Raw genomic sequence first — 18,805 nt, 5'->3', positions numbered from 1 at the left:
CCCGACCCCGCCACCCACCCCCGACCCGCCCACCCCGGCGACGGATGCCGCAAACACACACACCCCATCCAACCCCCGCCACCAGCCCACACCAGTGAGCGAGTCGGCGTCGCCACCTCGGCGTCGCCGCTGGGCGGTCGAAGAACGGCGCACTCACGACTGCAGCACCTCACGCTGGGCCTCGGTGACCGATAGCAGCGGGACCCGCGGCCCAGGACGACTCACACCCAACTGGCGCCGAGTCTCCGACTCAGGTCACTAGGCCTACATCTCGCACGCTGGACGGAACTGGTGCTCTGGCAGCGGGAACTTGTCCCAAACGATCTCTGAGCGGACCTCGCCGGCGAGAACGGCTCCCAGAAAGCGGGTCGCCGTCATGTCGTACCGCTCCCAGTCTTCCCCCGACTCACTGTTGATCATGATGGTGCGGGCGTCCGGGTCGTCGTCCGCCTGCACGAGCCAGTACAGGTATTCACCGTTGTCCGTGGTGGCCCAGCAGACCAGGCGGCTGCCTGGGGACTCCATCTCTTCGGGCTTGTCCTCGAACTGCCACAACGAGTCATTGGCTTCCTCGCGCTCCGCGGAGATCTTGAGGAGGTCGTGGACGTCGCTGGGGCAGTTCGGCTCGAGCAGCAGGAGGTAGCCGTCGATGAAGCCCCCTCCGTACGTCTCGATGAGCTCCTTGTAGTCCGCGGGCAGGCCGGTGCGCAGAGCGGTCTCCGCGGCGGCCCAATCCGGGACAGGCGCGGTGCCCTGAGAGGAGGTGAGCATTTCCGTGAGTCGGGTCAGGTCGGGAGTCACGTGAGGGGTCCTTACGTCACCGCTTGCGGATCCAGATGGTGAAGATGTTGGTTCCCCCGCCGTTGCTGCCGCGCGGGTGCATCTGCAGTCCGTTGTTGCCGTGAGCCTCGATGGTGTGTCACCAGTTCTGCGGAGCCATGACTGTGGACGGTCTGCTCGCACAGGGTGCGCCGTCCCAGGTGAAGGTGGTGCGCATCGTCTTCGGCATCGAGCAGATAGAGGGCACGTCGCGGACCTACCTGCGGCCCGCTCACGCAGACTGTCAGGAGGGCGTGACGGAAGTGGATCACGTGGTGGTGGCGAGTTTGACGAGGTGCCGGGCTGTGCCGACAGGATCGATGATCTGATGAAGATGCGCGCCGGGTAGGTGTGCCACACGCCAGCCGCGTTCGCGCGCTTCGGCGGCGAGGTCCTCATACGGAGGGCCGAACAGCAAGTAGGAGCAGGGATGGTCATTCCAGCCGTCGGGGACCGGGATGTGCTGCTCGTAGTAGGACAGCGGCAGAGTGGGCTGCTCCTCAATGATCGTCTGTCGCATCGTCGGATCGGAGAACATGGGTGCGACGTCCGCCTCGTCCCACCAGTCGGTCCAGCGTGGCAGCCTGCCGTTCACGGCCATCCGAATGAGGAACTCCAGCAACTCGGGTGAGGCGACAGGGGTCGGCCCAATCTGGGCCGGCAGCGCGGCATCGACGAAGATCGAGCTGGTCACCGGATGGTCGAGGCCCGAGCGGATCGCCGGGAGAAACAAGCCTGCATTGCTGTGTCCCACCAACGTGACGGGGCTCCCAGCCGGGACCTGCCGGAGCTCGTCGCGGACGGCACTGACGATGCGGGGCCAAAACGGCGGAGCACCGGTGCCGATGTGAAGCAGAGAGGGCACCTCTACCTGGTATCCCGCCGCCGTCAAGTGTTCGGCTGCGGGGCGCCAGGTCGAGGGGCCTACGGACGGACTGTGCACGAGAACGAAGATCGGCTGCATGGGACGATCCTGTCGCCCATGCCATCGGAGCCGCGACAGTGTTGGCCAACAGCAGAACGCGTGACTTTGCCTGCCACCAGTCCCATCCGGCCGGGCCTCTCACGGCTCCCTGACCGCCGAGGAGCCAGATCAACTTCTTACTCCGTGGGACCACTTCTGATCCGTGCGGTGGGACCCGAAGAGGTGCCTACAGACGAATGGCAGACCACTCTCCCGGCCAGCGGCCGACAGTCCCCCACTTCACCATGCATCTACAACATCAACTCCGTATGCGCAGCCCGCACCGCAGAGGCTCCTCGGCTGGGACGCGTAGCAGGTGCCCGGCACCCACTTGCGAGTGAGGGAATCAGCCAAGGACACCGGGCGCCACTCCTTTTGGCAGTTGGGGCTGCGCGTCACCTCTGGCCGACGTCCGCTCGTCTACTGTGCGGCGCGTCAGTCATTGGTTTCCGCGTACCGCCTTCAGGTGAGTTGAGAACTAGCATCGCCGGAGTCGGCCAAAATTTTCTACACTCATGTCGATACACCTCAAGCGCCTCATATTCTTCGTCCATGACCTCCTCCCAAAAGCCAGCATGGCCTGCGTGTAACAGGCGCCCGCACTCTCCTCCGGAGTCGCGTTCACACGCGTACCGAGGTCGAGTTCGCACCCGTCGTCATCAGCAAGCGTCAGGTCAACGGCTGCCCCGGCACTATGTGGTGCGATCTCAGGAGGGGACACGTAGCGGCTGGCTGCCGAGCGGAGCTGGTCCGCAGACCATTCCGGATGTTCAGCACCCAGCTGGGCTGCGTATTGGTCGAAGTAGTGACGTTGAAGGGAGGGCGGGCGATACCCCTCGACGAACAGCAGCCGCATCCCTCGAGGTAGCAGCATCTGCCCTTCGACGAGGCGGTCGAGCACTCCTTCCCTCAGATAGGCGAAGGCACCAGCGAAGTCCTGCCACTTCCGCTCGTCGACCAGCAGGTGGCCATCTCGCCGCAGATCCACGAGCCGTTCACCGCACTCCTGAACAGGAACGGCTGCGACCGGGTCGGACATCAGAACGATCTCAGTCATGACGCGATCATCTCGTGGCCTTGCGCCCCTTCAACGGGCTTTGACTCACTCACTGATTAGACAGCCTCGAGGACGAAGAACAGGAAGCACAGGAACCTCGGGCCGCGATTTCAGCGGGGAACAGCTTCTCGGCACCTGGCGCAGGGGGCGGTTCGCTGATGACGGAGATCCGGAAACCGGCCTGCCTGCCTCGGAGGTCCAGGCGCGCAGCGACGACAGCGAAAGCACACGGCCGCGAAAACTGGGCTTCCTGGGATGAGACAGGCGCAAGCCACTTCCCGCCTCACCTATCACCGCGCCCGACCAGCAAGAATCTACCCGCATCTCCAGCAGCAGGAGCACCACAACCCGGCACTCTAAGAAACGCCGGATATTGGGGCAGTCCAGGTGAAAGCGAACCTCCTAATACAGCCGTCCGCGAAGCGGCCCCGAACGCCATCTACCGCCCGTGGTCGCCGCGGTGGTGCCCGCCGTGCGAGGAACGCGAGCGGGCAGAGGGCGAACAGCGCAAGCGGGAGCGGGCGGCGGCGCGGGGCCCGGCGCCGGCAGGTGCTCGCACTGCCGGAGTGGGCGGCGGCCGCGCTCGCGGACAAAGCCCTGGTGGTCCTCGACGCGGAGACGACCGGGCGCGACCCGGAGGCGTGCGTGGTGGAACTCGCAGTCATCTCCGGCTCCGGGGACGTCCTGCTGGACACCCCCTATGAACCCCGGGCGGCCGATCCCGGCGGACGCCTCGGAGATCCACGGCACCACGGACGAGGCGGTGGCCTCGGCCCCCGCCGTCTGGCAGACCCACGTCAGCCTCACGGCCGCGCTCGACGAGCGGCAGTGCCAGGGGTTCTCGGTGGCCTATGGGACAACCAGCGTGCCGTCACCGCCTTCTGCGACGCCGGACACGGGGAGGGGTCACCAACGGCAGCAGGAGAAGCAGGCGCGCTGGGCGCTCCGGAGGCTAGTGAAAGCCGGTGTGCTCACCAGGTGCAGGACCGCCCGGCGCAGTACCGCACGACTGAGCCGCTTGGGCTTCCGTGACCGGTAGCGGTTGGGCAAACCGGATCGGCCCTCCGCGCTCTCGCCGCTTCCAGCTGGCTCCGGGGCCGGGCAGCCGATCGCGGTCCAGCGTCTGGCGCGGTGACTTTGTAGCCGTCCCGTTGGACTGTGCCCAGCCCAGTGCCGAGCACCCCGGGCCCACGGGTCCCTCCGAGTGGGCGGGGTAGACCGGCTGGTAAAAGCACTCGTTGTTGCGTTTAGGTCCAGCTCGGTGTCGGCCCGTTGAGGTCATACGGAACCGGTCGGCCGGTGAGGGCATCGAGGAGGACACGGCCAGCGAGTGGCCGGCGCAGCTCCACCTTCACGCAGTGAGGACCGGTCCAGCCCGGCACCGCGCACCACCTCCGGCCGGTCCTCATCGACGAAATCCACCGCCTCAACCCTCGCACCATCACCGGCGCCCAGACCGCCGACCTGTTGAAAGACCTCACCGAACGCCTCCCCGCCACCTTCGTCTACGCCGGCATCAACGTCACCGACACCCCCCTCTTCACCGGTGTGAGAGGCGCCCAACTCGCCGGACGCGCGCCCCTCGTCGACTGCCTACAACCCACCCCGCCACACTCCACACACAACACAAAACCCCAGCCCACATATCCGCCCACCTCAACCCAACCACCCAGCCTCTGAACAAACCCCCCTCCAAGCGTTACCGGCGTAGGCCGTCACGGCAGTCACCTCCGCACGCAGGCGATCGGTTCGCAACGGCGGTCAGGGCCAACCCTCGGTAACGATCGAATACTTCAGTGGACCGAGGGCTGTGAAGTGGCCGCCTGGACATGGGAAGATCCGTCTCGGAAGTGCCCTGCATGTCCAGTAGTGTCCAGGACTTGCCGTCATCGCAGGTTGTACGGCGCAGGGCTCGTACCAGGCCGTGTGGGGAGCGCGGTCGGGCGTCACCCGGCGGATATCCGGGCTGAAAGGTGCGCGCGAAGCGCATGGCAAGGGGGGCTCCACGGTGTTCTCGGTTTCGTCGCTCCGGCAGTGTTTGCAGGAGGCGCCCGATCTGGTGCTCTCGTTGCTCCGGCACGTCGAGAAGGCACACGGTCCGGCTGCCTTGCAGTATGGGGGCGGCCCAGCGGCCGCGAAGCTGCGCAAGGCGGCCGGTGTCCGCATGTGGGTCACCCGAGCACCGGAACAACTGCTGCTCAACATCTGTGCGTGCGGCATGGCGCTCGCCAACTCCCGGTTGTGCGAGCTGGGGTACGAGGACCAGATTCAAGACCCCGACCTCGAACAGCTCACCCGCATGCTGAAGGAGCTGCCGCCTGACCTGGCCCAGCTCATGCTCCACGGCCTCTCGCTCTTCTCCGACGCACCCGCCCACCGATTCACGCACAGTCACGCGGATGAGCTTCTGGAGGGCGCGCTGAGTGAAACCGCGGCTCTCACGGAAGCCGACTACAGACGGCTGTGTTGTGCGAACCGGGTGCAGGAGGACCTCGGCGAGGGGACACGGTCGGAACCCGACGGCAACACGGCGGCTCCCGAAAAAGAGGACGGAGACGAGGACGTGGCGGAACCGGACGCCGACGAAGTCGAGCTGGAGATCGTACGGCTGAACGAAGCCGGAACGGCGCTGGCCGGACGGCTGGAAGCCTTCGCCGCGGCTGTTCGCGACGGGTGGCTGGTCGACGATGGGGAACTCCTGCACGACACGGTGTCCTGGGTCCGGGAACGCCGGGCTCTGGCTCGGGCCTTCGCGGCCGCCGGAGCGCGAGAGGGGTGGGGTGACGGCCAGGACTGGTCCGCAGCTCGGGGTCTCGTCGAGCGGCTGCGGGAGGAGCAGGGCCGTCAGCGGGAGACCGACCGGCAGATCAGGGAGACCGAACAGGCACTGGACGAGGTTCGGACCATGTTCGACATGGCCACGAACGATCTGGTGCGGGAGAGCCTCCGTGGTCAGATCACCGAGTTCGAGCAGCATCTCCGGGGTCTTCGCGGGAACACACCGACCACCGGGGCCGTGCGTCCCGCCGACGTGAAGGACAGCGCCCACGTCGGAGGGACGAAGACGGAGTCCCACAGCGAGCCGGAATCCGAGCTCCTTCCGCAACCGGTCGGCATCCGCCTCGAAGAGGCGCCTGAAACGCTCCGTCCCGAGGCCGCTCACGGGTGCGGCGCCGAGTCGCCGTCCGCGACGGCGGAAGAGGCCGAACCCGCCCTTCAGGAAGAGGTGTCCGGTTCCGTCACGGGAACGGAGTCGGAGGAGACACAGGACGGGCTCCAGGAACGGGAAGCGGCAGGTGCCGAGGGGCTCGTCTCCGGCGGCGACGCCGTTACGACGGTCGGGACCGGCGAACCCGGGCCGGTCCGGGAGGTGGCGTGGCCCGAGGCCGCCCAGCCCGCCGATCCGTCCACCGGACCCTCGGCGGAAAGTACGCTGCCGGCAGCTCACACCCCGGCCGCCGTGCCGGTCCTGCGACGCTCCGTCGCTTCTCAGGGGACGACGGCGGACGAACCGTCCGTCCCCACCGTCCCCGCCGCGTCGGACGTCTGGGCGGGCGCTCCCTCCCCGGTGGAGGCCCTCGTCAAAGAGGGTCGACTGGCCGAGTCCTACTGGCTGTCCCGCGCCGCCGGCGCCCCCGCTCACCGTACCCTCGCGCTCGCGTTCGCGGACGCCGCCTTCCACACCTCCCCGGCCAGGGCGTCCGACCTCCAGGTGCGGGCCGAGGAGCTCCTCGAGGCGTCGGACGAGGAGCACCCCTGGGACGACGACCGTGACGCCTACCTGGTCCTGTTGACCGCGGCGATCCGCAGTGGTCTGTCGGCGCGCTGGGCGAGCAGCTTCCTCACCGCCTTCACGTCCATGCCAGGTGTTCCCGAGCCGTGGGCATCCGTGCTGGGTGAGTTGGTGCACGCGGTACGGCAGTCCACGGAGCTACAGCCGGGCGACCTGGGCAAGCCGGCGGCTCCGGTCACGGACCGGCGTGAGGAGATCGGCGACCGGGCACAGCAGCTCGCGCTGGACCTGCCGATGCGCACCATCAAGCTCCAGCGCGGCACGATCGTCCTGCAGACCCTCGCCGCGCCCGACGGCCGGCTCGGACGGACCTTGAAGCTGATCCAGGGCTGGGCCGAGGGGCGGATCGAGGCGAAGGAACTCGCCAAGGAGATGGAGGAGCACTACAAACGCTCCGACGCCGCCGACCGGATCATCGACATCACCGACCGGGCCAAGCGAACGCCCAAGCAGTCCAAGAGCGACATCCACTCGGTGGCCCGCGAACAGCTCCGCACCCACATAAAGACCGTGCGGGACCTGCTGACGACAGCGCTGCGCATTGCCTCGTCCCCCCGCCCGTCCGGCGGTCGTGACATCGGCCGGGACCTGATGCGCGCGATCGCGGACGCACGCCAGGCCGAACCGATGCCCGGTGCGGGCGGAGCACTTCTTGAGCTCCTGTTGCGTTGGCTCGACGGCTCCTACGCTCCCGAACCGCGCGACACGGGATTCCGGCCGTCCGCCGAGGGCCTGCTGCATCTGCCCGCGCTGTGCTGGCGCGTCCACGAGGAGCAGGACGAGCCCGACCTCGAGCGCCCGGACGCGCTCGAGGCGCTGCTGGGTCTGCTCGGCCCGGCCGCCCCCGCCGCCGCGCTGCGGTGCCACCGGGACGCGGGCGACCTCCACCTCGCCGACCGTCTGCTCGAACGGCTTGAACACGGGCGGATCGTCGGCGCCGTCATGCCGGCCGCGGAGCTTGTCGAGTGGCGGCAGCGCATCGCGGACGCGTCCGCCACCTGGAAACGCAAATGCGCCGAGGAACACCGAAGCGCCCAGCTGCTCCTCGCCCAGATCCGGGTGCAGAACCTGTTGAAGCCCGAGGAGGAGCACGACTTCGCCGCCCGCCTTCTCGACCTGGAGGGCGATGCCCACGGCAGCCGCTTCGGGGAGCGCTTCCGGGCCATCGCTGCCATCGGCCGCGACCTGCGCGACCTGGAGCAACAGCAGACCGCGAAGCTCTACCGCCAGCTCGGCGCGACTCACCTCTCCGAGGCCGAGTACAGGCGCATTCACCGGCTGCTGGACCGCGGCAAGACGGTGGCAGCCGAAGAACTGCTGTCGTTCGCTCGCCGCGGTGAGGGGCTGCCCGCCCCCGCCGAACCTGCCGGGGAGGAGCTGATCCGCTTCCTGAAGGGCGTAGCCCACCCGGGGGCTCCACAGTCCATCCGTCGCGGCGTCGGGGCCCGCTGGTGGGCCCAGCACTATGCGGAGGACGAACCGCTGGTGCAGAACGCGCTCTCCGGACTCAGCGCCTGGGAGGAACTGATCGGCGAGCGGGACCAGCGGAAGGTCCGCGGACTGGTCAAGAGCGTACTGCGCCTGCTGGGGCTGACCGTGAACGAGTCCAACGTCGAGGAGGCCCGGTACGGCGTCACCCGGCTCAGCGTGCGAGCCGACATCACCGAAAGCACCCCCGGCTACGTCGCCGCCCTCGGCTCCCAGGCGCGCCACATGTACAAGGTCGTCGTCATCGCCGACGAACTGCGCGGCGAAGGCCCGCTGCGTCACCTCCCCGAGTCGGCCATCGGCGCCAACCTGATCCTCTACCTGCAGCCACTCGGCACGGAGGGACGCCGCCAGCTCGCGCTCGCCTCCCGCGACCGCGGCCAGCAGGCCCTGGTCGTCGACCCGGCCGTCGTCGGCTGGGTCGCCGCCCGTGCCCCGCGCTCGTTCCGCGGGACGCAGCGCGTCACTCTGCCCTGGACCGGATATACCCCTTACACTCCGCACGTTGCGGGGCTCGTTCCTCCGGAGGTCTTCAAGGGCCGTGCCGAGGAGATGCAGGAGATCCTCCGCCCCGACGGGTCAATCTTCCTCTTCGGCGGTCGCCAGCTCGGCAAGTCGTCCCTCCTGCGGCAAGCTGTCGAGGTGTTCCAGAAGGGCGACCCGGACCGCCACATCGCCGTCTACATGGACCTGCTCAAGGCCGACATCGGACATGCCGAACCCCCTGAGGGCATCTGGCGGGCTCTGCTCGTCGAGCTGAAGGGTCGCGGCGTCATCGGCAGGAACGTCTCCGACCGTGCCGTCGACGTCGAGGTGATCGCCGACGCGGTCAAGCAGTGGCTTGAGGCCGAACCCGGCCGCCGTGTCCTCCTGCTCGCGGACGAGGCCGACGCCTTCCTCACCGCCGACGCCCAAGCCGTCTACACCGGCGGTGGTCAGTCGACCTTCCGTACCGTCAAGCGGCTCCAGCGCCTGATGGAGACCACCAGCCGGTCGTTCAAGGTCGTCTTCGCCGGTCTGCACCAGGTCCAGCGTTTCAACCACCTCACCAACGTGGTCACCGCGCACGGCGGCCCTGGCATCCTCGTCGGTCCTCTCAAACCGCAGGCCGCCGTCGGGCTCGTCGAGGAGCCCCTAGCTGCCGTCGGTTTCACCTTCGAGACCCCCGACCTGGTCTGGCACATCCTCGGTGTCACCAATTACCAGGCCAACCTGGTGCAGATCTTCTGCGACCACCTCGTCGCCTACATGCAGCAGCGCGCCATGCCCGCCGACGGCCGTCACGCCCCCATCACCTGGGACGACGTCCAGGCGGTCGCAAACCTGGAGCGGGTCCGCGAACTCATCGCGGAACGTTTGCGCTACACCATCAACCTGGAGGACCGCTACCGTGTGCTCACACTCCTGGTCGCCCTGCGCAGCCTCGAGGACGGCTACACGCACGCCTCCCGGCCCAGCGAGCTGCTGGAGGCCGCCCACGAGATCTGGGAAGAGGGCTTCCCCCTCAACAGCGAACGCCAGCTGACCATCTTCCTGGACGAGATGGTCGGCCTGGGCCTGCTCATCCGGGTTCCTGGCGAGGAACGCGCCTACGCGATGCGCAGCCCCAACGTCGTCAACATGCTGGGCACCCGGAACGAGCTTCAGAGCGAGCTGAACGACACCGAGTTCGACCTGCCCTACGACTACAACCCGCGTGCCGCCCGTCGGTCCATCGGCACCTCACGCGGCGTCCAGCGGATGAGCCCCCTCACCGAGGGCCAGTTCGGCGACATGCTCAGTCACCCCACCCGCACCACACTCGTACCCTGCAGCCGGGCGCTCGGCGACGACACCGTCGAGCGCGGACTGCGTTTGTACGGCGGCGGGTACGGGCTCGACATCATCAGCGTCGGCCCCGGCGACAACCTCACCGAAGCGATCACCGCCAACTCACGCCGCAAGGGCTCCCGCATCATCTTCGTGGACCTGCGGGGCCAGAACGCCGAACAGGTCGGGGAGGCCGCCGAGCGACTCGTCAAACACACCGGTGGTAGGACACACGACACCGACGCGGCTCCCGGCACGCCCCGCCGGCACGCCGTGGTCCTCTGCTCGCCGGACACCACGCCGGAAGCGGAGAAGACGGGAGCCGGTCTCGTCCTACCGCAGCGATGGACCGTCGACGGTGTGCGCGCCTGGCCGGAGTCGCCGTTCGGCTCCCCGCAAGAACGACGTGGCCTCATCGAATCCACCGGAGGGTGGCCCGGTCTGGTCGAGACCGCCATGCACAACGTCCGTTCCGGTATGCGGCAGAAGGAGGTCCTGCAGAGCTTGCGCAAGCTGTGGGGAACCCCCGAGGCCGCGACAGCCCACCTGGAGGCGACCGGTCTCACCCCCGCTGACGTCTCCCGCCTGACAGCGTGGGCCCAGTTCTACAGCGACGAGGAGTACGCGGCCGGCAAGGCGGCCATGACTCCTGCCGACGTTGCCGCCGCGTTCTTCGACCAGAGCGACGACGACCCCCTCGAGGCCGCTGAGCGCCTTCTGAAGCGCCTGGACGGCCTGGCGGTCCTCGACCCCAACAAGCCCGGAGGCGTCCGTCTCGACCCGGTCACCTTCCGGGCGCTGAAGACGATCGGGCCCGCGCAGTGAACGCTGTGAATTCCGGTGCCGCGGACCCCGCGGCACCGGGGTCTTCCATACCCGATCCGGTTGCCGCGGGGACCGGCCGACACCTCATGGACGAGGATCTCGCTCGGCTTCCGGGCCCCCGTCGACACCTTGACATGCTCGAGGCCGACCTGCGGGCCGGCCGCAGTTGCGTCTGGTACTTCCCCGACCCCGTCGTGGAATCGGGCCGCGCTGACTTCTTCGTGCGCGAGCTCACCCACCGCCTTGGGGCGGTGGTCCCCGTTCCCGGCGTCGTCTCCCGCGCCGACCGCCATGCAGGTCCGGTGTCCCTGCCCGCGCAACGCGCACCGATCGACGAGCCGGACCAGTCCTGGGCGGACGCGGACCACGGGCAGGACACGGACTTGCCCGACGACCCGTACAGCAGCCTCCTGAACCGGCTCGTCGTTCCCGGTGGCAGCATCCGCCCCGGCCTGACTCCGGCCGCCACCGTGCCGGCGGCAACGCTGGAGGAACGCCTCGTCAAGGAACTCGGCGTCACGGGCGACCCCGTGGAAACCCTCGCCGAACAAGCCGCAGCCGGTCGAACACCTCACGTGATCGTAGTGCGCTGCTGGAACGAGACTTCACCCGAAGAGGCCGCCCAGCTCCTGCGCGTCGCCCAGGCCACCTTCCACGAAGCCGGTCTGCCCGGTCATGCACGGCCACGCTTCCTCCTGACCGCACGCGCCGCCGATTTGCCCCGCACCACCCTCGGCAGCCAGGGCCGCGCCGCCGTCCACTGGTGGTGGAAGGTCTGGACCCGTCTCGACACCGAGGTCCTCATGGCCTGGCATTGCCGCTCAGGAGTAGCCGACGCCGCCGACGCGCTCCTCCGCCGCGTCACTGACGCCGTCGTCGCCGAAGTCTGCGGCCCCGACATCGACCGCGCCCTCGCTCTCCGCGACACCTGGGACGGTGGTGACCTTAGCTCGCTCCGACGCGCGCTGAGCCGCCTCCTGCCCGAGCCTGCCGCCGGCTCAGCGGAGCCCGTACCGCCCAGACGCCTGTCCACCGCCCACGCCTCCGCCCCCGACGCGGAGATCCACGGTGCCTGGGCGCGCGGTGCCCTTGACAGCTGGGACGGACGCATCCATTCCGCTCACGGCCACTCCCTCCTGGACGCCGATTCCCCGGAACTGAGGGTCCTCGTCTGCCATGCCCAGAACCGAGTCCTCCTCCCCCTCATCGAGGAAGCCCGCACCACCTTGATCCACCTCGTCCCCGAAGTGCTGCGCACACAGCATTTCACCCTTCGGGATTTCTGCGAGAAAGCCCGCTCTCAGTACTGGAGGAGCACCGACGAAGCCACAGTGCCCCCTCTCGAGGAAGTCGAGATCGGCGGCCTTTCCTACGCCGCCTACATGCTCGCCCTGACCACCGCACAACGTCATCGCCTGCGCGCCTTGCACACAGCCCGCAACACCCTCTCCCACCGGACCCCTTTGGACCACCGTGAACTCGTGGCCCTAACAGGCGTACTGACCACGGACTGGACCGCAGGCTGACTGTCACCGGCCGGCCGACTCCACACAGTGCGCCCACTCATCGATGCGTCCGTCTTCTGTTCTCCGACGACGGCGATGAAGTCGGTGACGCGATCAGGGGGATGCTCAGGCTGTTCTGCGGGCGATGTTCGGCACCAAATCGGCGAACGTCGCAATGGGGAAAGTCGCGGGGATGATGGCGGAGCAGGTCGCGAAGACACTGCCCAAGAAGGCACTCGTCCATGGGGTCGTCTACCCCATGATGAAGAAGGTGAGCTACCTCGGTGACAAGCCCCTTGTCCGCCGGAGGCTCCGGCCCGGCGGCGTCTTCGTGTTCTCGGAGCCGCCGGCCATCCCCGGCGCGTACGGGCCGCAGGGGATGTACAAGCGATGCTTCGCCGTAAAGGCGATGTTCACCTACCGCTGCAGCTACCGCCCGGCCGTCTGGGAGCGTCTGCTCACCCGGGCCAGGTTCGCTTCGGCCGACGCGCGGGTCGTCGACGCGCCTCACCCCGGGCACATTGGGACGCTCCTCGTTCGTGCGGTCGCGCCATGACGGACCCGGCCCCGGGGGCTGCGCACGGCAGGTCGAAGCCCCGTCCCCCTGCCCGCCAGGCCCACCGGTGAGCAACACGCTCGCCGGTAAGGCTCCCGAGCCTGGTTCGGACGCGGACGCCACCCACTGGTCGTGGCTGGGCGATGGTCTGGACGACATGGACGAACCTGCCGTGAGCATGCAGTACCTCGACTCGCGTTGGTTCGTGCAAGTATCCGGAACGAACGACGTGGTCGGAGGAGACGTGGAAGCCCGGCCGGAGATACATGGCGGCACTGTCTCCGTCCGGGTTCCGCTTCGCGTCTCCACGTCGTCCGGCTACGTGGCGGACCTGTCGAAGTTCACGCACGCTGGTTGGTCCACGGAAGGCAAGGACCCTTCGGGATTCGGCACGTGGATGGATGGTTGCCCGATCAGTGGGGAGGAAGCCGGCAACCCGGGATCGTGGGAAGTGCCACTGCACTGAGCTCTCAGCGGGCGTGCGGCGAGGGCCGTGTCCGCTTGCTGCCCGCTCTCCTGCTCTGCCGATCAGGATGACAGCAGCACAGCCGTGCGACGGTGCAGGGTGTATAACTGGCTGTTCTCTATCCGCTCGGGTGGTCGGTGATCTCCCAGAAGACCGTGACATGGCTGCGCCGGCACATCAAACGGCTCCCCCACACGAAGCTGGGCCGTGTCGTCTACTTCACCGACGACGACCTCCGCCGCATCGACACCCTCTTCCACCACGAGCCCGCACCGGCGCCTGCAGCGGTCACTGGGCAGCTGGTCCCGCTGCCGTCCCGACGCCGTACTGCCAACGCCGGCTAGGCAGCGGTTCCCGGTCCGGCTTCCCGCGGGTCCCCGTGCGGCCGGGTCAGCCCGTCATCCGCAACCAGCCGGCGTTCCGGGTTCGTCGCGTCCAGCTCCCAATAGTGAAGGCACTCCTCGCACCGGACCCCGTCGACCAGCACCTCGTCCTCGCCGTTCGGGCAGTCTGTGCCGTCCCCACGCCCCGGACACGGTTCCCGTGAGTCCCCCATGACGTTGACGATGCGGCGGGAAGGCCCGGGCCGGGGAGAGGGCGTGGCAGGCGCACAGGCGCTCGCACACGGCATCCCGCCCCAACACCCGCCAACAGCCCCACAGGCTCCTCCCGACTGGAAGACTGACCGCATGACTCCCCAGCAGCGGGCCGCCAAGCCCGGCGAACTGTGCACGTGTGGCCGGCCAGCCGTGACCGTCTTCCACACCGACCAGTTCGGCGACGTCGGCCACTGCGGTGTTGAAGGCGCCGCCACCACACCGGTCCTGCCCTGCCCGTGGTGCGGCAGCCGTGAGCCGCAGCCGGAAGCCACGACTTGTTTCCTGGCAAGCCCTTAGCCCTGGCAGGTCTGTGCAGGTATGGAGGAGACCTGCGAACCGTCACGCGTGATCCGGTAGCACTGCCGGGTGGGCTCTTCCGAGACCACGACCGACACCCTCACCGTGCTGCCGGTGCTCGTGACGGCGCTGACCGTGAGGAACCGTCGGTAGGGCGCGAGGGCCCTAAGCACTCCGGAACGGTTCAGCTCCGACGCTTCCAAAGCAGCGACACGCTGGGTGGCTATCCGGGCGCCGCTGCCGATCGAGGCAGACGGGCCGCAGGTGTCGTACTTCGAGACGGACATCGTCGATGTCCAACCGTGGCCTTTCGCCGAGGTGTAGGTGTATGCGAGGCATCTGTTGATCACGCCCTGGCTGATGCCGAAGAGTGTCCTGGACTCGTACTCGACCCGTTTGAGCACGCGGGCCCTGAACGTGTGACGGGACGCATCGTAGGAGATCACGGGAGCGCCGGTGTGCTGGTGGATTACAGCTGTGAGAGCGTCCGGATCAGCTGAGCCTTCATCGCCGAGGGCATGTGTGGTCTCGTTCTTTGTTCGGCGGAGCTGGTGGTCGAGCGTCGACAGAGCCTGTTGCCGGTGCTCGGCATTGACCTTGTCGGTGTGCCATGACCAGTACCACAACGCGCCGAGTACGGTGCTGAGCACGAAGATCAGCACGACCAGGACGGTCAGACAGCCGGTGGTCATGGCACGCTCCAGCCGTGTCATGACCACCCGACCGCGCCCGTGAAGGGACTGCACTAGCTGCCCTTGTATCCGATGTCGGCCAGAGCCTGGCTCATGACCTGTGCGTAGCCTGTCGTTCCGGCGTTCTTCGGGTGGAACGATTCGAGGCTGAGGCAGGTGTTCTGCCCCGGCTTGGGGATGCAGGGAGCCTGGTTGGCGGGGTCTCCGTCGTGGAAGTCACCGTCCCCGTTGGCACCTGCCACTATTCCGTTGATCCATTCGTCGCTGTCACACAGCCCATGGCCCTTGAACGCGGGGATGGGATTGGCGAACGCCACCTTGGTGCCGCTCCTCTTCAGCTCGTCGACCTTGGCCTTTTGCTTGTCGCGCGTGTAGTCAGCCAGGTAGTTCAGAGTATCGAAGTCGCCCGCCCAGCACTGACTTTCGCCGACGATGTGGGGGTAGCCCATGAGAACGATCTGCGCGTTCGGTGCCGCATTGGCGATCTCGTCGATCACGGTTCCGGTATCGGTGACCGCTTGGTCGATCTTTCCCGTGTAGTCGTTCCTGTCGCATACGCCGATCACATAGCAGTTCTTGACGGCGTTGGTGAAGTTACCGCCGTCGTTTCCGCCGATGGTCAGCATGACCAGTGTCGTGTCCGAGCTGAGGACACCGGAGTCGATCTGTGTCTTCTCGTGATAGTTCCCCATCCAGCCCCACGAGTTGGGGTCTCCCGTCGTGAGCTGCGACGTTGTTGCGCCGGAGCAGGTGACGTTCTGGAAGTCGACCGAGGTCGTGTGGCTGTCCGAGAGATTGCCGAGAGGTGTGGTGTAACCGGGCAGGAGCAGCTTGCGGCCCCACGAGTTGGCGCTGCGTCGGCACGCGTTCCAGGTCCGCTTGCCGTGGTCTCTGTCGGATTCGGGCGAGTAGTTGCCCGCGCCTTCGCCGGAGCTGTAGGAGTCGCCCATGGCGACCACCATGTGCTTCGGCTTGCCCGGTAGCTTCTGGAAAGCGACCGCGGTGAAGGCCACGTCGTCATCGGCGGTGCCGTCATTGGTCGTGTTGGTCAGCTCTACCCGCGGAGTGCTGGTGAACTGGTAGACGCCGAGCTCGGCCCACGCGTTCTTGCCATGGTGGGTGTTGAGGTAGCGGTCGCGGTCACCGCCGGCGGCGCCCTTGATCACGTAGTGGGCCTGCTGGGTGTGTGCGCCGGTGTCGGGGAGATGCACGAACACACGGGCCCATCCGTCCAGGTCCTGCCCCAGGGTCCACGTTCCTTTTACGGTCATCCGCCCGCCGTCACCGCCCAGGTGAGAGGTGTCGCGGGTATGGGCGTACCAGAAGTGGCCGTCGTATCCGCCGCCGATCTGGTACAGATCACCCTTTGCGTCGTACTGCCCCAGGCCAGGACCGGTAGCGGCAGGGTCGGGGTAGAACGTGAACTGGAAACCGCCGTTGTCGGTACCCGAGGATCCGCAGTCGCTGAACGTGTCGGCGTTGTCATCGATGGGCTTGACGACCAGAGCCCCCGAGGGGAGACCGTCGCTGGTGCAGACCGGGGTGCCGTACTGCAATCGGTAGCCGCGTCCCGGCTCGGCGACCAGCGTCTCGTATTTGATGTTCTCGTGACCGCACTCGCTGTCGCAGTACTTCTTCCACGTCACGTTGCTGCCGTTCCACCAGTATTGCTCGTAACACTTGGCGTCCGGGCACTTGGGTGGATTCGAGGTGTTGCAGTTGTTCGTGGAGTTGCAGAAGGCATCCAGCGGTGGCTTCACCGCGTCACGCTGGGCCGGGTTGGTCCACCAGGCGGGACGGAAACCAGCCGTGGAGTATCCGGACTCACCCGGCCAGTCCTGCCGGCCGGAGGTGGCGTAGGAGTAGCCGGTGTCGATGGACCAGGCGGACCAGCCCATCACCTTCTCCTCGTACGGCCACTGCTGCGGCTTCGCCGCGTCCCGAGGATCGGTCATGAACGGGTGCCGGGAGGCCGGGTAGACGGGGTTGGCCGGGTTGTTGTACCAGCCCAGACCCCAGTGGCCGCCATGCTGCGATGCCTGTGACTTCGGGTTGAAGCCGAGGTTGTAGTTCCACAGGGCGGCGAACCAGTTCTCCGGCTTGGACGGGTCGTCGTTGTTGACGGTGATCGTCTGCCCGCTGGCGTGCAGCTCGTTCCATTTGTCCGCCAGGATGTACATCGACGCGGCGATGTTTACCGCGTAGTCCAGCGCCACGGCCCGCTGCTTGGTCGGCGACAGGGCCGTCTCGCCCGGTTTCTCGTGCCCGGCCAGCCGCATGCCGTCGGTGACCTGGCCGACACCGTAGCCGCAGTCCGAGTTCGCCCAGTTGATCGTCCAATAGGCGTCGGACGTGTCGCCCTTATGCCCGTAGAACCCGGCGGTCGCCGCGAGCGGACTGCCCATCTGGCCCGGGATGGCGCCGGATTCCGCCTGCCACAGGTTCGACTCCTGCGCGAGCACGCCCAGCATCACTTGGGCGGGGATCCGCGCACCCGTTTTGCCGTTCAAAGTCGGGGGTGGGAACAGGCCCTGCGGGTCGATCGTGCCCAGACCGGTCTGGGCACGCCATCCGCCCTGTTTGATCCACTTGGCGCGTAGCTCCCCGCGGACCGCCATGTCCACGGCCCACTCCACCTGATTCGGAGTCGGCTGCAAAGCGAGGGATTTGACGTCGTTGCGGGGAACGGAGCACCAGCGGTCGGTATCGACCGGATCGTGCGCCCTGGCGTCGTCCTTCACGCCGACCCGCGTGCTCTTGCCACCACTGCTGGTGCGGAGGGCGGGTGAGAACGAGCCGTTGCCTGAGCCGCCGGCCGTGCCCGCGATCGACTGGGTGATCTTCGCGCCGGTAGTGGTCGCCTGGCTGGTGATGACCGGTGTGGCACCCGAGGAGGCGTCGGTGGGGTCCTGCGGGGTGCGCGGCGCGGCCGAGGGCTCGATCTTGGTGAAGCCCTTCCCCGCGTTCTTGATGTGATCCAGGCCGGCACGTACACCGGGCATCAACACTGGGTCGACGGCGAGCCGGCCCGAGCTGGATATGTCGGTGTCTGCGGGCACGTTCAGGTGCGTCACGGGTGCACCGGAAAGCTTGACGCTGCGGGGTTTACCGGTGAGGAACACGCGACCGGCCTCGCCCTGCTTGAGAGCGACGTCACCGAGCGGGCCCGACGCCAGCGCAGCTGTCTTGGTCCCGTTCCACAGCTTGGCGCGTGCAGTGTCCCCGTGACGGTCGACGAATGCCACCCCGCTTGGAGTCGGCCGGATATCGAACGGAACGCCGTCGGTGGCGGCCAGAGTCCGGACCTTCTTCCCGGTCTTGTCGACGTGGACGAGCCGGCCGCTCGCGGCGACGACACCGTCCCCGACGGGTACGGCGGAGGTCATCTGACCGGTCACCGTGGCGTCAGTGCTGGTCTTGCCGCTGGTGTTGACCGTGATGAGCCGGGTCTTGTCGTCCCGGAAGGCGGTAAACGCGGCCGTACGCGTATGCGGGTTGCAGGACGGGTCGAAGTAGGCCAACGAGCCGATGAACGCGAGTTTCTTCACCCGCCCGGACTTCAAATCGACCATGGCGGTGAACGCGCCTCCCTGCATCAGATCCGGCTTGTTCGTGAACGTGCGCGGTGCGTAGACGACGGCCACGTGATCACGGTCCATGGCGCACGCATTGCCGATCCACGCATCCGCCAGCATGCCCGGCTCGGCCAGCTCGGCGGCGGTCCGCCACTGGTAGGCAGTCTTGCTGTCCGCGACGAGGATTTTGAAGCCGGATGTGTCGGCCGCAGTGGTCATGGCACGGTCGGAAGACGTCCTCCAGTCCTTGCCGAGTTTCTTGCCGGGATCCGGGACACGCAGCGGCGAGGTCTGCTGCTCACTCCTGCCTGGCGGCGACGACGGCGGGTTGGATGCCATCGCCGGGGCCGCCTGAAGCAG

Annotated in this window: 9 protein-coding genes and 3 pseudogenes; 6 read left to right on the top strand and 6 right to left on the bottom strand. The window is 67.6% G+C overall.

The genetic code is table 11. The annotated features are described in order from the left end of the window. Positions 1 to 264 precede the first annotated feature (264 nt). The 4 genes and pseudogenes from AB0924_RS37795 to AB0924_RS37780 form a co-directional block, all read right to left on the bottom strand. Complete coding sequence (locus tag AB0924_RS37795; protein WP_366913921.1) at positions 265 to 801, bottom strand: SMI1/KNR4 family protein; 537 nt, start codon at positions 799 to 801, stop codon at positions 265 to 267. A gap of 286 nt (positions 802 to 1,087) precedes the next feature. Next, positions 1,088 to 1,783 carry an alpha/beta hydrolase gene (locus AB0924_RS37790; RefSeq protein ID WP_366913920.1) on the bottom strand — a complete coding sequence of 232 codons (696 nt, stop codon included), beginning with the start codon at positions 1,781 to 1,783 and terminating at the stop codon, positions 1,088 to 1,090. Positions 1,784 to 2,261: 478 nt separating this feature from the next. After that, positions 2,262 to 2,840 (bottom strand): dipeptidase, encoded by a 579-nt coding sequence (locus AB0924_RS37785; RefSeq protein ID WP_366913919.1) that lies wholly within the window; start codon positions 2,838 to 2,840, stop codon positions 2,262 to 2,264. Positions 2,841 to 2,896: 56 nt separating this feature from the next. Beyond that, positions 2,897 to 3,021: pseudogene (locus AB0924_RS37780) on the bottom strand (SAM-dependent methyltransferase); the annotation flags it as partial. Between the two features lie 1,211 nt (positions 3,022 to 4,232). On the opposite strand from AB0924_RS37780, the pseudogene AB0924_RS37775 reads away from it, so the two are divergent. The 6 genes and pseudogenes from AB0924_RS37775 to AB0924_RS37750 all read left to right on the top strand — a co-directional run. Beyond that, positions 4,233 to 4,433: pseudogene (locus AB0924_RS37775) on the top strand (ATP/GTP-binding protein); the annotation flags it as partial. 514 nt (positions 4,434 to 4,947) lie between these two features. Beyond that, positions 4,948 to 10,755, top strand: a complete 5,808-nt coding sequence (locus tag AB0924_RS37770) for a hypothetical protein (protein ID WP_366913918.1) — start codon at positions 4,948 to 4,950, stop codon at positions 10,753 to 10,755. 134 nt (positions 10,756 to 10,889) lie between these two features. Continuing rightward, on the top strand, positions 10,890 to 12,281 hold the full coding sequence (locus AB0924_RS37765; protein WP_366913917.1) for a hypothetical protein: 1,392 nt from the start codon (positions 10,890 to 10,892) through the stop codon (positions 12,279 to 12,281). A 271-nt stretch (positions 12,282 to 12,552) separates the two neighbouring features. After that, positions 12,553 to 12,816: pseudogene (locus AB0924_RS37760) on the top strand (SAM-dependent methyltransferase); the annotation flags it as partial. A 67-nt stretch (positions 12,817 to 12,883) separates the two neighbouring features. Continuing rightward, a complete protein-coding gene (locus AB0924_RS37755) occupies positions 12,884 to 13,282 on the top strand; it encodes a hypothetical protein (protein ID WP_366913916.1) in 399 nt (132 codons plus the stop codon). 137 nt (positions 13,283 to 13,419) lie between these two features. Then, positions 13,420 to 13,626, top strand: a complete 207-nt coding sequence (locus tag AB0924_RS37750; RefSeq protein WP_366913915.1) for a hypothetical protein — start codon at positions 13,420 to 13,422, stop codon at positions 13,624 to 13,626. Positions 13,627 to 14,174: 548 nt separating this feature from the next. Here the strand turns inward: AB0924_RS37750 and AB0924_RS37745 are convergent. Next, positions 14,175 to 14,891 carry a hypothetical protein gene (locus AB0924_RS37745; RefSeq protein ID WP_366913914.1) on the bottom strand — a complete coding sequence of 239 codons (717 nt, stop codon included), beginning with the start codon at positions 14,889 to 14,891 and terminating at the stop codon, positions 14,175 to 14,177. A gap of 32 nt (positions 14,892 to 14,923) precedes the next feature. Next, the gene (locus AB0924_RS37740) at positions 14,924 to 18,784 is read right to left on the bottom strand and encodes an SGNH/GDSL hydrolase family protein (protein ID WP_366913912.1); all 3,861 of its coding nucleotides are present in this window, start codon (positions 18,782 to 18,784) and stop codon (positions 14,924 to 14,926) included. Positions 18,785 to 18,805 lie beyond the last annotated feature (21 nt).

It is taken from the genome of Streptomyces sp. NPDC047869, assembly GCF_040704065.1.
In the GTDB taxonomy this organism is placed as follows: Bacteria; Actinomycetota; Actinomycetes; order Streptomycetales; family Streptomycetaceae; genus Streptomyces.
The sequence above is the reverse complement of the archived record's forward strand: the minus strand, read 5'-3'. Positions and strand labels throughout refer to the sequence as shown.

Coding starts and splice junctions, on each gene's coding strand:
- AB0924_RS37790 (WP_366913920.1), bottom strand. CDS start 1,783: ATGCAGCCGATCTTCGTTCTCGTGCACAGTCCGTCCGTAGGCCCCTCG.
- AB0924_RS37785 (WP_366913919.1), bottom strand. CDS start 2,840: ATGACTGAGATCGTTCTGATGTCCGACCCGGTCGCAGCCGTTCCTGTT.
- AB0924_RS37765 (WP_366913917.1), top strand. CDS start 10,890: ATGCTCGAGGCCGACCTGCGGGCCGGCCGCAGTTGCGTCTGGTACTTC.
- AB0924_RS37745 (WP_366913914.1), bottom strand. CDS start 14,891: ATGACACGGCTGGAGCGTGCCATGACCACCGGCTGTCTGACCGTCCTG.
- AB0924_RS37740 (WP_366913912.1), bottom strand. CDS start 18,784: ATGGCATCCAACCCGCCGTCGTCGCCGCCAGGCAGGAGTGAGCAGCAG.